Below are 13630 nucleotides of genomic sequence, written 5' to 3' on the forward strand. Positions count from 1 at the left end.
ATAATGTTGTTGCTGATAAGAATACAGCCTAGGCCAGAAAAAAAGGCTTTAAGTATTCAAGTTCATAACCTTTGCTTAGCACCGTGGATCAATACAAACCTACCTTAATATTAATCCACATATCAATTGATCTGATTGTGCTTGGAACGCGTTTAACATTCATGAAATCGAAATTATCAATAGGCTTATATTGGTTCAGACATGATTTACGTCTAACTGATAACCGAACCTTCAATAAACTTTGCTCAGAAGTCGACCGGCTTATCTGTGTTTATGTAAAAGGTCAGGAAAAAGAATTCAGAAGCAGCTTTTCTGAAGGAGAAACTGGGCGGTTCAAACATAAATTTGAGCAAGAAAGTGCAGTTGAATTAGATATCGCATTAAGGAAAAAAAAGCAGTATTTATTGTTCGTCGATGCACCCGCTCATCAAAGCATCGTGGATTTGATTGAAAACTACAGCATTACACACATGGGAGTCGAGGAACACCCAGGTATTTACGAGACAAAATCATTGGATGCAATCCAAGCATCTTGTCCTCATGTTCAATATATTACTGATATCAGTCACAACCTTTTTAATGAAAGCGACTTACCATTTGAGCTCGGAAATCTTCCAGAAACATTTACACCTTTTAGGAAAAGGGTTGAAAATATTTCAATTGATCCACCAATTGCCGCACTTTTGGAATTACCACATGCAATAGAACCCATGCCCCAAGCGCCAGAAGAATTGTCGTTTTCAGGAAGGGTAAGAGGAGGAGAAGTTGCCGGTAATGAACAACTAAATAAATATCTATTTGGTACTGACTTAATCAAACAATACAAGCAAACTAGAAATGCACTCGATGATTGGGACAGCTCCAGTAAATTGTCAATGTGGCTAGCTAATGGTTCCTTGTCAGCCAGAACGGTCTACCATACTATCAAGCAATATGAGTCACAACGTGGTGAAAATGAATCTACTTATTGGCTTTACTTCGAGTTGCTGTGGCGTGAATACTACCAGTGGTATCTAGCCAAACATCGAGGTAAGTTATTTCAATTTTCTGGTGTTAAACAAATTACACCATCGACTAACTTTAATGAAAACACGTTTAAGCGATGGTGTGATGGCAGGACAAAGTACCCAATAGTCAATGCCTGCATGCTCCAGCTGAATCAAACCGGCTATATGTCAAATCGGGGTAGACAGCTCGTCGCAAGTTGTTTTGTGCATGAGTTAGGTCTGGACTGGCGCTATGGTGCAGCATATTTTGAACAGCAATTAATAGACCACGATGTGGCAAGCAACTGGGGTAATTGGCAATACCTTGCAGGTGTTGGTGCTGATCCACAATCACACCGTCGTTTTAATTTAGCTAAACAGACGGCCACTTATGACCCAGATGCCGTGTTTAGAAAAAAATGGTTAGGTAGTGAACAGCAGTAGCCATGGCGATGAGTTACTTGATAACGTTAATCTTGTTTGGTTAAAACGAGACCTACGCCTAAGAGACCATGAAGCCATCTTTAATGCTTCTGCTGACGGGACCCCAGTACTATTAGTTTACGTAGTAGAACCGGTTTTAATTGATGACCCTCATTACGATGTCCGTCACTGGCGATTTATTTGGCAGTCTCTACAAGATATCAATCAACAATTGAGTCAGTTTAACAGCCAATTGCTTATCTTGTGGGGTGAAGTCACAACGGTTTTTTCGAATTTACAAAAACACACCGACATTCAACATATCTTTAGCCATCAAGAAATTGGTTTAACTTGCACCTTCGACCGAGATAAAAGAGTACGTTTATGGTGTGATTCTAAAACTATACCATGGACAGAATTTAGCTACGGGGCAGTAATCCGCGGCTTAACTCAGCGCCATGACTGGGATAAAAATTGGCAAAAACGTATGCGTCATCAATGTTTTGACAGACCGTTAGAAAATATTAACTTTGTCGCAGCTACACACCCCATTTTTCAACAGCAACAACTGGATATTCCAAAACCATGGCAAACACCCAACCCACAGTTTCAGGCGGGTGGTGAAAAGCGAGCATGGCATACATTGCATCACTTTTTTACCGAGCGAGGAAAGGATTATGCTTATTCAATTTCTAGTCCATCAGCTAGCCGTAAGGCTTGTTCAAGGTTATCCCCTTATTTAGCTTGGGGAAATATTAGCCTTAGGCAGGTTTATCAATTCACCTTAAGCAATTGGCAAAAAAAAGGCTGGCGCAGGTCACTTGTTGCATTTACTTCGAGACTTCATTGGCATTGCCATTTTGTGCAAAAATTTGAGAGTGAAGCTGAGATGCAATTTCGCCCTGTTAATCGAGCATATGAAAAATATCAATATGATGAAAGTGAACTAGCCAAAACTAATATAGAGGCGTGGAAGCAAGGTCAAACTGGTTTTCCTTTAATTGACGCTTGTATGCGTTGTCTACATCAAACTGGCTACATTAATTTTCGGATGCGCTCGATGCTAGTGAGTTTTTTGTGTCACCAGCTTGATGTTGACTGGCGCAATGGTGTGACACATCTGGCAAAGTTATTTTTGGACTTCGAACCGGGCATTCATTATCCGCAATTTCATATGCAAGCGGGTATCACAGGTATTAATTTAATTCGTTTGTACAACCCGATAAAACAATCTCAAGAAAAGGATCCCAAAGGTGATTTTATTCGAAAGTGGTGTCCAGAATTAACTGAACTACCCACAGAAGTTATTCATCAACCCTGGCTACTCACTCAAATGGAGCAGCAAATGTATGATGTGCGCATAGGAGTCGATTATCCACTGCCTATTATTGATTTTGAAAGCAGCGCTAAAGCTGCCAGAGATAAGTTGTGGGCGTTCCAAAAACGTGACGATGTAAAGTCCGAAGGTCGACGAATATTGAGACGTCATACCTTGCCAAATCGACCCAGAAACATGTAAGTTACTTAACATTGTCTCACTCATAAAGTCACCTTTTGCCGTTAGTAAATGTTGCCTAAATATGGAGAAACCTATTGAATATTGATTTGTCTTTACCACCACAGCTTTCCAAGCCTACGTTATTTGATATTATTCGTGAGGTCAGAGCACCATTTGAATTTGCTTCCATTGCTCTGAACGTAAGTGCCTTAGGTAAAGCGTCAAAGGGTGATGGACGAGCGGTGATGTTAGTGCCAGGTTATTTGGCAGATGATTTTTCTATGCGGCCGTTAGGAACTTACCTTCAGTATCTTGGTTACTTTGTTTATTACCCTGAAATGGGTAGAAATATGGGTAAGGTCGACACTGATATGATGCGCTTAGGGAATCGGGTCGAATCAATATCTCAAAAATTAGATGGCAAAAAATTAACGTTAATTGGGTGGAGTCTTGGCGGTGTCCTTACTCGAGAGGTAGCACGTTTATTTCCTAATGTTGTTGAAGAAGTATTAACTCTGGGTACACCTATTGTTGGTGGTCCCAAATTTACTTCGGTCGGTAAAAGATATGCCAAACGCAACAACATTGATTTAGAAAAATTTGAGTTAGATGTACATCAACGTAATTCTATTGGACTAACTCAACCTGTCACTTCAATTTATAGCAAATCAGATGGTGTGGTCGGTTGGCAGGCTTCTATTGATACATATAACCCACATGCCAATAACGTCGAAGTAACAGGCTCACACATGGGCTTGGGTGTGAACCCTGAAGTGTGGCTGACTATTGCTGATGTTCTTGGAGAATAATGCGTTGATGGATACACATTGGGTGTATATGGAGTTGTCTTAATTAGGGATGTTGTTTAGAAAGAACATATCTAGCTTCAAATGTGTTAACTAGCCAGGACCCTAACAGTCACGTTTTCTGGGATAAGTTTTCATAGGTTTAGATAACCTTGACCGCTTCTAAAAGTATACGTTTATAATTGAAAGATGATGCCATATAGACATAGTCATGTTCGACAAAAAAATAATGATTAAAACGAATACCTACGCTCAAGACTGTCGAACTTGTTATAACGATAATAATAAATAAAGCTTGCCGCTAAGCAGATTGAATCTAACATGCACTCATTGAATCACCGTTTGTAACTCTGTTACTGTTCGTCATACAATTTTCACCATCCAATCTTCACCATACAATAATAGGTTCACATCTAATCTTTTTTTTTAATGTAAACTTAACCTTACTAGGCTATTTCTAATCAATTGCCTAAGCAAGTGATCGATTTCTGGTTGTTTGCTGCTATAAATTTGGAATTTAAGAAATCATAGGGACTTCGACCAATATGCCATCTCGTTCGACTAATTTTATTTGTGTGTTTGTATCTTTTTGGATACTTCTTCTCACACTTCCTGCCTCGGCGCAATATCGAGGGGCCGATAGACCACGTATCGTTGTGGTTGAGAGCCTAAGTTTTGAATATGAAACTTTAAAGGTAGAAGCTGTCGGTACTGCTCAGGCAAAACATTCGGTGACACTTTTTGCCAGTGCCTCAGATGAGGTAATATCCTTAAACTTTTTGCCAGGACAGGAAGTTAAAAAAGCGGATGTTTTACTCAAATTAGATAGCAGATTGCAGGATGTCAGTATGCAGCGCGCAGTCATTCAATTAGAAGATGCCAAGAAAAACCTTAATCGAGTCAAAAATAGCTCCAAACAAGGCGCTGTTACCGAGCGAGAACTTGATGATGCAAATACAATATTTAATTTGGCTGCAGTTACATTGTTAGAAGCTAAAGAAAATAAAGAAAACCGGCTTGTTCGTGCGCCATTTAACGGCATTGTTGGTTTAACTGATGTTGAGGTAGGTGACCGAATTACCTCACAAACTCAGATAACCACCTTAGATGACAGGACGAGTCTTTTTGTGAATTTTGTTGCACCTGAATTAGCGGTGTCTTATTTGAACGACAAACCTTCTGTTCAACTTCAACCTTGGACCGACAGGATGACTTCATTGCCCGCAAAGGTGGTGGAAATTGATTCCAGAGTAAACATTCAAGACAGAACTATTAAAGCCAGAGCATTATTGGATAATAAAAACGATCAGTACCGCCCTGGTATGAGCTTTCGTGTGACCTTAGAAGTACGCGGTGAGATGTATGTGGCTATCCCAGAAGCTGCTTTATCTTGGGGTGCCAACGGTGCATTTGTATGGTTGGCGGAAGATAAAAAAGCCAAAAGAGTCGACGTACAAATAACACAGCGTTTAAGAGGTCGGATTTTGGTAACTGGCAATTTAGTCGATGGAGAAATATTGATTGTAGAGGGCATACAAGGTTTACGTGATGGCCAATCGTTAAGTATTCAAAATGCCCAAAATAGTGAAGTAAAGTTGAGTCAAAAACAACTTGAACAAAAGGTTGCAGGCTAATGTTCAAAAAGACCCTTTTCAAGGACGATTTGCCTTCGTTATCGATTCGCAGACCGGTACTTATTTTAGTATTGAATTTATTAATTGTTACCGCGGGAATTGCGGCTTTCTATGCCCTTGAGGTTCGTGAACTTCCAGACGTTGACCGGCCTATCATCACCGTTACTGCTAACTATCCCGGTGCCGCACCTGAAACAGTCGACTCTGAAGTGACCAGTCGTCTAGAAGGTGCAGTGGCAAGAGTAAGCGGTGTAAAATCTATTCGAGCACAAAGTGAAGAGGGTAACAGCCGCATACGAGTAGAGTTTCGTCCTGGCATCGATATCGAAGATGCCGCTAACGAAACACGTGAGTCTGTTGCTCGAATTCAACGAAGATTACCTGATGAAGTTGAACAGGTATCGATTGTTAAAGCAGATAATGATGCACAGGCTGTGGTCAACATTGCGATTTCTAGTGAAAAATATGATTTAGAAACTCTTACTGACATAGTTGAAACAGACCTCGCGCCACTATTTTTAAATGTTCCAGGTGTGGCAGATGTGCGACTTGATGGCGACCGTCAACGTGTCTTAAGGGTCAGTGTCGACAATTTACGATTGACCAGTTTTCAATTATCTATATCCGATGTTGCTAGAGCATTAAGCACCGCTCCTTTTGATGTGCCAGCAGGCAGTATCCGTTCTACTGACCATCAACTGATAGTGCGCGCTGATGCGACGTCTGTAAATGAACAAGACGTACGTGATATTTTGATTTCAAGCGACGTAAAAGTTGGCGATGTAGCCAGCGTTTATTTTGGTCCAGCTGATTTGCGTAGCATAGTGCGTTTAGATGGTAAGCCTGTTATTGGGTTAGGTGTGATTAGACAAGCACGCTCTAATACCATCGAAATTTCAGATGAAGTGTTATTAATGTTAGACGGCCTACGCGAACGTTTTCCTGACTTAGAAATGACCGTTACCTCAGATGATGCTGAATTTATTCGTGATTCGGTTGATGAAGTCCTGCAATCGTTAGTGTTTACTATCGGCCTAGTAATAGCCACATTGTGGTTATTTATTGGTAAGTTTAGAGCCACATTAATACCCGCGTTAGCAATCCCCGTCTCTTTAATTGGTTCTTTGGCCATTCTTTGGATGTTTGGGTTTTCTATTAATATTCTAACCTTACTTGCATTGGTTTTAGCCACAGGCTTAATCGTTGATGATGCTATAGTGGTTTCAGAAAATATTCAGCGGCGCCGAGCTGCGGGAATGGGGGCTAGAGCTGCAGCCGTAATAGGTACTCGAGAAGTATTCTTTGCAGTCGTAGCAACCACCGCAGTATTAGTGGCGGTATTTGTACCCATTGCTTTTTTACCTTCTACTGCAGGACGGTTATTCAGAGAGTTTGGGGGGGTGTTAGCTGGCAGTGTGATTATTTCATCTTTTGTTGCTTTGTCCTTAGTACCCGCATTAACTGCAAAAATTCCTACTATCGTTGTCTCAAAACAGAAAAAACCAGGGTTACTGAGTCAGTTTGGTTCATTATGTGTCAATGGCTATGAGCATGCTTTGCACTTCGTTCTAAAGTTTTCTGTAGCGGTTGTTATTTTTTGTTCGATAATCGGTGTTGGTGCTTATTTCGTGTTTAACGAATTGGACAACGAGTTACTGCCACCAGAAGATAGAGGTGAGATCCGTATATTTGCCCGTGGCCCCGACGGCACAGGTATTAATTTTATGGATAAGCAAGCACTAAAAACGGAAGAGTTATTATTGCCTAGTATTGATCAAGGCGAAATTAAATCTATATATACCGTAGTGGGCCGTTGGGATCCTAACATCCTGTTTATCACGGTTCCATTAGCTAATTGGGGAGATAGGGAACGCTCACAGCAAGAAATTATTGATGAGTTGCGTCCAATGTTATCACAAGTGGCCGGTGCACCCGGTCGTGCATTTGGTAGCAACAGCTTGAATTTAAGAGGATTTGGTGGAGGCTTTGAAATGGCATTAACCGGTGATAACTACTTAGAAATCTATCAAGCGGCCCTCGACTTTTCTAAAAGAATTGAAGATACCCTTCCAGAATTAGGAAGAGTTAAAATTTCTTATGAGCCGACTCAACCGCAACTAAGAGTCAGCATCGATAGACGCCGAGCACAAGAATTGGGTGTGGCTCTTGAAGACGTATCACGCACTTTACGTGCAGCAATTAACGGCGACGATATTGTAGATCTAAATGTAGGCGATCAGGCTGTGCCCATCATATTGCAGGCCAGTAATCGAAATTCATTAGACCCTGCTAGTATCCTTAATTTATATGTTAGCTCTACCAACGGCGGTTTAGTGCCACTTTCAAGTGTGGCTTTTGTGACTGAAGAAGGCGTGGCAGCGGAACTAGAACGGCACGCACAGCGCCGTGCAATAGAGCTAGAAATGGATTTACCTGCTGAGATTACTATTGAACAAGCAGTTACCTCAATTAGAGAATTAGCCAATCAAACTCTGCCTGCTGGCATTGGTGTAGTATTTCTAGGTGAAGCGCTTACTTATCAAGAAACCAATCAACAAGTCATGCTGACTTACTTATTAGCATTCTTAATCGTATTGCTGGTTTTGGCTGCGCAGTTTGAAAGTTTTAACAGTGCTTTTGTAGTGATGCTGACTGTTCCTTTTGGTATCGCTGCCGCTATCTATGCCCTATATTTTACTGGTACCTCGATCAATATTTATTCACAAATCGGTTTGGTGATGTTGATAGGTCTATTAGCCAAAAATTCAATTTTGCTGGTGGAGTTTGCTAATCAGTTACGTGACTCTGGCATGGAAGTCAAAGACGCCATCATTGAAGCTGGCAAAGTGAGATTGCGCCCAATAATGATGACATTGGTATCTACTATATTAGGTGGCTTGCCTCTCATCCTTTCAACTGGAGCGGGTGCAGAGGCACGAAATGCCATAGGCTGGGTCGTGTTTGGCGGGCTAGGTTTAGCAGTGGGCTTTACCCTATTTTTAACACCCGTGTTGTATTACGCATTTGCGCGTTTTACCAAGCCTAAGGCTGATGAAGAAAATCGCTTGAATCTGGAGCTGGAAGCGGCACAAAAACAATTATAGAAACAATTATAGAAACAATGAGGACTAATCCTAAGTCGGTGGTCCTATTTGGCTGAAGCTTTAAAATAATGAATGGCTAATTTGTCAATGACGTGAGAGATTTTAGACCCGATACATCGTCATGTTTCAATGTGGTTTACTTTACGCTTAGCATTTTAGTATGACTATTGGGTGTTTTCGAAGGTCTAATGAGAGTGACTAATTACAGACTCTATACGAATTGTTTAACCGATTTTAAAAATTAGGCTGTACCAATGAGTTGTACAGAAAATAAGTAAGCATCAGCCACGTATCATTAGATTTATGTTTATATATGATTTGCCGCCCTGACAAATTATTTCATAGCATTAATATGAAATTGTTGTATTACACATCTAACCTGCAGATGTTGCATTTCGTTCATGGCTGCAGCGTTTTGAACAATATTTGACTTCATTCCAGCATCTCTCCCACTTTTTGCGCCAATTAAAGGGGCGGTTACACACAGGGCAGACTTTGCTGGGCAGTTCAGACTTCTTCATTATTTTCTAGAGCCTTGAAAAATATTTGGCCATCAGACTGTATCGCTTGACGTTTTTCATCACTCATTTTGCTTAAGGTACGATAAGGCATCCCCAAACGTGGATTCTTGCCTAACTTTTCTTGGTTTCTATCCAAAAAGTCCCAGTATAAATAATTAAATGGACAGGCTTGTGGGCCGTTTTTCTCTTTAACCTTATAATGGCAACCTTTACAGTAGTTAGACATTTTATTGATATAACTGCCGCTGGCCGCGTAGGGTTTGCTAGCCAATAAGCCCCCATCTGCAAAGAGGATCATACCTGAGACATTAGGCAGTTCTACCCATTCATAGGCATCGGCATAAACAATTAAGAACCATTCATTGACTTCATCAGGATGTAAACCGGCTAACAAAGCAAAATTCCCAAGTACCATTAATCGTTGAATATGGTGCGCGTAAGCATTTTCTGACGTTTCTTTAACACATTGATGAAGGCAATTCATTTTAGTGTTTGCATCCCAGTAGAACTTGGGTAGTGAACGAGTGGCTTCTAAAAAGTTTTCACTTTTATAGTCAGGCATTTTTAACCAATATAACCCACGTACATACTCGCGCCAACCTAATACTTGGCGGATAAACCCTTCAACTGCGTTAAGAGGCGCATCACCATTTCGATAAGCGTTTTCTGCTTGTTCAATCACTTCTTTTGGAGTTAACAAGCCGCAGTTTAGATAAAAACCGATGTGCGAGTGATACATCCAAGGTTCACCTTGCACCATTGCGTCTTGATAGTCACCAAAATGAATTAAACGTTGAGCGACAAACTCATTCAAAACAACTAAAGCCTGATCTCGGGTGGCGGCGAAGTGAAAGTTTTCTAATTCCCCGAAGTGCTCACTAAAATTTTCAGCTACTAATGCTAGTACGTCTTGAGTAATGGCGTCAGGTTCAAATTTTGAAGGTTGCGGTGGAGACATTCCTTTGGGCAAAGCCTTACGGTTTGAGCTGTCAAAATTCCACTTATCGCCAACTGGTTTGTCACCATCCATTAAAAAATGCCATTTCTTACGCATTTCGCGATAGAAAAACTCCATACGTAGCTGTTTTCGCTCGTTTGCCCAGGTGGAAAATTCATCAAGGCTTGATAAAAAACGATCATCTTGGCGAATTTCGACTGGAATTTTTAACTTTTTTTGCCAGCTTTGCATATCCGTTAATACGCGATATTCCCCCGGATACGTGAGTACGACCTTATCGATGTTTTTTTGTTTACAGACTCGCTCAACTTCACCAAATAAACTGCCTTGGTTGTCTTCGTCGTTGTAAAGGGTGTAGTGAAGATTATGGCCCTGGCTTTTTAACTCTTCAGCAAAATGGCGCATAGCTGAAAATAAAAAAGCAATTTTCTTCTTGTGATGTTTGACGTAACTGGCTTCCTCGCGGACTTCGGCTATTAACACCCAATCGTTGTCCAAGTCACAATCTTGCAAGCTGGCTAACGAATGGCTCAGTTGGTCTGCTAAAATTAATCTAAGTATTGTCATAGTTAAATTGGCACTTCATCCGGTTGTTGTTTTGATTGAGCTAGAGCATCGAGAGCACGTTGCCGTGAGACCTTTAAATCGACCAAAGGCTTAGGGTAGTTCTCACCTAGTTTAACACCTGCATAATCTAAGATATTGTTCGGGGCGTCCCACGGGTTGTGGATATATTTGTCTGGTAATTTACTCAGTTCTGGACAGTAACGCTTAACGTAATCCCCTTTGACATCAAATCGTTGTCCCTGAGTAACAGGGTTAAAAATTCTAAAATAAGGTGCCGCGTCAGCCCCAGTGCCCGCTATCCATTGCCAACTTGCGCTATTGGCGGCTAAGTCTGCATCTAACAAACAGTCCCAGAACCAGCGTTCCCCTTCTCGCCAATTTATTAATAAGTTTTTAACTAAGAACGAACCTACCACCATGCGAAGGCGGTTGTGCATGGTGCCTGTTTGCCTAAGTTCGCGCATTCCTGCGTCCACAATTGGAATACCCGTTTGACCATTTTTCCAAGCGTCAAGGGCAGCGTCATCACTACGCCAAGGAAAGTATTCAAATTTAGGACTGAAGTTTTTTTGTGGGATGTGCGGAAAATGAAATAACAAGCTATGAGAAAATTCTCTCCAGCCGAGTTCGCTTAGATAACAATCTAAGCCTGTATCTTCGGTATCGCCATTTAACGCATCTATGGCTGCGTACCAAATTTGATTGGGTGATATTTCACCAAAGTGCAAATGAGGTGATAATTTGGATGTAGCACCTAAGTCTGGAAAATCTCGTTTGTTTTTGTACTCTTTGGCACCGCTGGGTAAAAAGTCACTGAGGTGTGTTGCTGCACCTTGTTCACCTGGTGTCCACATCGTTTCAATTTTATCGTGCCAGTTAGTTTCTGGCATTAACTCAAGAGAATTTAGTCCTCCATCTAATGTTGGAATATATTCAACTTGTAAGTTTTGTGGTGCTTCAACGGGCATTCTCGGTGCTGCTTTAGATAAGCAGCCACGCCTGTAATAAGGGGTGAATACTTTGTAAGGTGTGCCGTCTTTTTTTAATACCTGCCATGGTTCCCACAATAAATGGCTATTAAAGCTTTGAACAGTTATGCCTGACTCAGTCAAAATTTGTTTAAGTTGAGTGTCTCGTTTTATTTGCCATGGTTCATAACATCGATTCCAAACCACTGTTTTAATGTCATGTTGATGTATAAAGTCAATGAGAATTTTGCTAGCAACACCTTTTAAGCAGTGAAGTTGTTTATTCAGTGAGTTATTAAGCGAGTTAAGAGAGTTGTGTAACCACCATTTACTCGCGCCACCGGGTACAAAATGTTCTGGGCAATCAGTGTCAAAGATATATAGCGGGATTACAGACCCGCGTTCACTAGCGTAAGTTAATGCCGGGTTATCTCGTAAGCGTAAATCTTGGCGAAACCAAACTAAAGTTGAAGGGGGGATAACGGACACTCCAAGTGTTGAAAATATAGTTAATTTATACTGATATTAAACAATTCTAGATCGTATAATAATTCTTTTTTATTAAGAATAAGTGAACTAGATGGCTTCTTTATCCGTACGCAAAATATGAAAAGGAATCAATACAATTTTAATACTGAAGAAAAGTCGCGCATTATAGAAATGGCTTGGGAAGACAGAACCCCCTTTGAGGCCATAGAAGGTTTGTTTGGTGTTAATTCTAATCAATTAATTGACATTATGCGCAGTGAACTCAAGTCAGGGTCATTTAAAGTATGGCGAAAGAGAATGCGTGGCAGACAAACTAAACATCTTGGATTACGCCCAGAAGGCATTTTACGAGGTTATTGTAAAACGCAATACAAACACAGTCGTGGTAAATAATATTGATAGTTATGGTTTGCACTATACATTTGATACAACTCCTTCCAATAAAATTCATTTATTAAATCCCTCATGTTAATACGTAATGTTATCCAGCATTTATTGAATGTTCTTAGAGAAAAAGGGTTCAAAACGTTAGTACACTTCGAACTGGAAGGAGTGTTTGAATTGCGTGCCAACTTTAAGAACCTTGATTATGCAGGGGTTAATCAACAGCTTATTAAGCTGGATATTGATGGTGAATTGAAATCTGAGTATTGGAAAAATCAATGGGAATTTGTATCTTTATTTAATGGCCAGTCGCCATTAAAAGAAGCGCAAAACTTAGCACGAGCGATGCAGCTACTACCAGCAATTATGTGTCAACATGGCGCCAGTAAAGTAATGATGGAGCCTGTTTCTTGGGGTGCGGACAAAGGCAGGTACGTTCATGGTTCCGGTGCAATATTCTCGCTAGATACTCGTTCTGTGCATATACCCAACGCTATACAAATGAATGTCAGTGTTAAAAATAAACATGATGAAAACCTATTCGCTCAAGAAGGTCTTGGTGAATGGATCCAATATGAGTTATTAGTGAATAGTTATGCTTGCTGCCTCCTATTTTTACCTGAAGAAGATGCTTTCAGACGATTAGCATTACGTAATGATTATGGCTTGGACGCAGAGCTTAGTTCTCCGGTTATTTTATCTGGCGGGCATCAAGGCAGCATCGCTTTATATAAAGAAATAGGTAAACACAATCAGGCGATGGGTTTAGAACCCTTATTTTTTGCTTCCGATAATTCAGTATTGAATTATGTAGGTGATTGGCGAAAAACTGCAAGGGTAGAACATAGAATTGGTGCAACGAGTAAAAACTATGATCCTTATTTGAATATGGTGTTTATTCTTATAAACGTTCTTGAGGGTATCGGTAAATGGCAAAATCAAAATTTACCTCCAATATTCGAAGATAAAGCGTTACCCGGGTCTTTATATGATCAAATAAATAAACAAGATGGGCAAGAAAAACTAGGTGCGCTATCTTTATTTAAAAACGATAACTGGTTGGTAAACAAAATAGATTTTTATTGCCAAGACATTCCCAATATTAATGCGATTGATTTGGGCGCAAAGATTAAAGAAATGATGCTAAGCAAATACCAACGTTCAGTTATAACGTTAAAGTCATAAAAGTTTTATCATTAGTAGATAAAATGATAAAACAGTTAAAAGAGATTAGGAAAGCACCTTTTGCTAAAACAAAAATTAATAACATTAGATAAGCCACCGCTGTTAAC

Annotated in this window: 10 protein-coding genes; 7 read left to right on the forward strand and 3 right to left on the reverse strand. The window is 40.4% G+C overall.

The window, feature by feature from the left end:
- Nucleotides 1-161: 161 nt before the first annotated feature.
- The 5 genes from QZ562_RS15040 (at nucleotide 162) to QZ562_RS15060 (ending at nucleotide 8451) form a co-directional block, all read left to right on the forward strand.
- Nucleotides 162-1430, forward strand: coding sequence for a DASH family cryptochrome (locus tag QZ562_RS15040; protein ID WP_293761750.1), 1269 nt, complete (start codon nucleotides 162-164; stop codon nucleotides 1428-1430).
- Nucleotides 1417-2928 carry a deoxyribodipyrimidine photo-lyase gene (locus tag QZ562_RS15045; RefSeq protein ID WP_293761752.1) on the forward strand — a complete coding sequence of 504 codons (1512 nt, stop codon included), beginning with the start codon at nucleotides 1417-1419 and terminating at the stop codon, nucleotides 2926-2928. The genes QZ562_RS15040 and QZ562_RS15045 overlap by 14 nt, the downstream gene beginning before the upstream one ends.
- A 74-nt stretch (nucleotides 2929-3002) precedes the next feature.
- Nucleotides 3003-3716, forward strand: coding sequence for a hypothetical protein (locus QZ562_RS15050; protein ID WP_293761754.1), 714 nt, complete (start codon nucleotides 3003-3005; stop codon nucleotides 3714-3716).
- A gap of 542 nt (nucleotides 3717-4258) precedes the next feature.
- The gene (locus tag QZ562_RS15055; protein WP_293761756.1) at nucleotides 4259-5347 is read left to right on the forward strand and encodes an efflux RND transporter periplasmic adaptor subunit; all 1089 of its coding nucleotides are present in this window, start codon (nucleotides 4259-4261) and stop codon (nucleotides 5345-5347) included.
- Nucleotides 5347-8451 (forward strand): efflux RND transporter permease subunit, encoded by a 3105-nt coding sequence (locus QZ562_RS15060; RefSeq protein ID WP_293761758.1) that lies wholly within the window; start codon nucleotides 5347-5349, stop codon nucleotides 8449-8451. Before QZ562_RS15055 ends, QZ562_RS15060 begins: the two co-directional genes overlap by 1 nt.
- Before the next feature lie 374 nt (nucleotides 8452-8825).
- Here the strand turns inward: QZ562_RS15060 and QZ562_RS15065 are convergent, their stop codons facing one another.
- Genes QZ562_RS15065 through QZ562_RS15075 form a run of 3 tightly spaced genes read right to left on the reverse strand, consistent with a single transcriptional unit; the run spans nucleotide 8826 to nucleotide 11954 of the window.
- Complete coding sequence (locus QZ562_RS15065; RefSeq protein WP_293761760.1) at nucleotides 8826-8972, reverse strand: DUF2256 domain-containing protein; 147 nt, start codon at nucleotides 8970-8972, stop codon at nucleotides 8826-8828.
- The gene (locus QZ562_RS15070; protein ID WP_293761762.1) at nucleotides 8959-10497 is read right to left on the reverse strand and encodes a cryptochrome/photolyase family protein; all 1539 of its coding nucleotides are present in this window, start codon (nucleotides 10495-10497) and stop codon (nucleotides 8959-8961) included. Before QZ562_RS15070 ends, QZ562_RS15065 begins: the two co-directional genes overlap by 14 nt.
- Nucleotides 10498-10499: 2 nt before the next feature.
- On the reverse strand, nucleotides 10500-11954 hold the full coding sequence (locus QZ562_RS15075; protein ID WP_293761764.1) for a deoxyribodipyrimidine photo-lyase: 1455 nt from the start codon (nucleotides 11952-11954) through the stop codon (nucleotides 10500-10502).
- Between the two features lie 117 nt (nucleotides 11955-12071).
- On the opposite strand from QZ562_RS15075, the gene QZ562_RS15080 reads away from it, so the two are divergent.
- Nucleotides 12072-12347: a TIGR03643 family protein gene (locus tag QZ562_RS15080; RefSeq protein ID WP_293761766.1), complete on the forward strand. Its 276-nt coding sequence runs from the start codon at nucleotides 12072-12074 to the stop codon at nucleotides 12345-12347.
- Between the two features lie 72 nt (nucleotides 12348-12419).
- Nucleotides 12420-13523, forward strand: coding sequence for a hypothetical protein (locus QZ562_RS15085; RefSeq protein ID WP_293761768.1), 1104 nt, complete (start codon nucleotides 12420-12422; stop codon nucleotides 13521-13523).
- The last annotated feature ends 107 nt before the right edge of the window (nucleotides 13524-13630 follow it).

The organism is uncultured Paraglaciecola sp. (assembly GCF_913058035.1).
Classification (GTDB): domain Bacteria; phylum Pseudomonadota; class Gammaproteobacteria; order Enterobacterales; family Alteromonadaceae; genus Paraglaciecola.

What these genes read in the sequence shown, in the direction of transcription:
- QZ562_RS15040 (WP_293761750.1), top strand. Translation starts at nt 162, where the DNA reads ATGAAATCGAAATTATCAATAGGCTTATATTGGTTCAGACATGATTTA.
- QZ562_RS15055 (WP_293761756.1), top strand. Translation starts at nt 4,259, where the DNA reads ATGCCATCTCGTTCGACTAATTTTATTTGTGTGTTTGTATCTTTTTGG.
- QZ562_RS15060 (WP_293761758.1), top strand. Translation starts at nt 5,347, where the DNA reads ATGTTCAAAAAGACCCTTTTCAAGGACGATTTGCCTTCGTTATCGATT.
- QZ562_RS15065 (WP_293761760.1), bottom strand. Translation starts at nt 8,972, where the DNA reads ATGAAGAAGTCTGAACTGCCCAGCAAAGTCTGCCCTGTGTGTAACCGC.
- QZ562_RS15070 (WP_293761762.1), bottom strand. Translation starts at nt 10,497, where the DNA reads ATGACAATACTTAGATTAATTTTAGCAGACCAACTGAGCCATTCGTTA.
- QZ562_RS15080 (WP_293761766.1), top strand. Translation starts at nt 12,072, where the DNA reads ATGAAAAGGAATCAATACAATTTTAATACTGAAGAAAAGTCGCGCATT.
- QZ562_RS15085 (WP_293761768.1), top strand. Translation starts at nt 12,420, where the DNA reads ATGTTAATACGTAATGTTATCCAGCATTTATTGAATGTTCTTAGAGAA.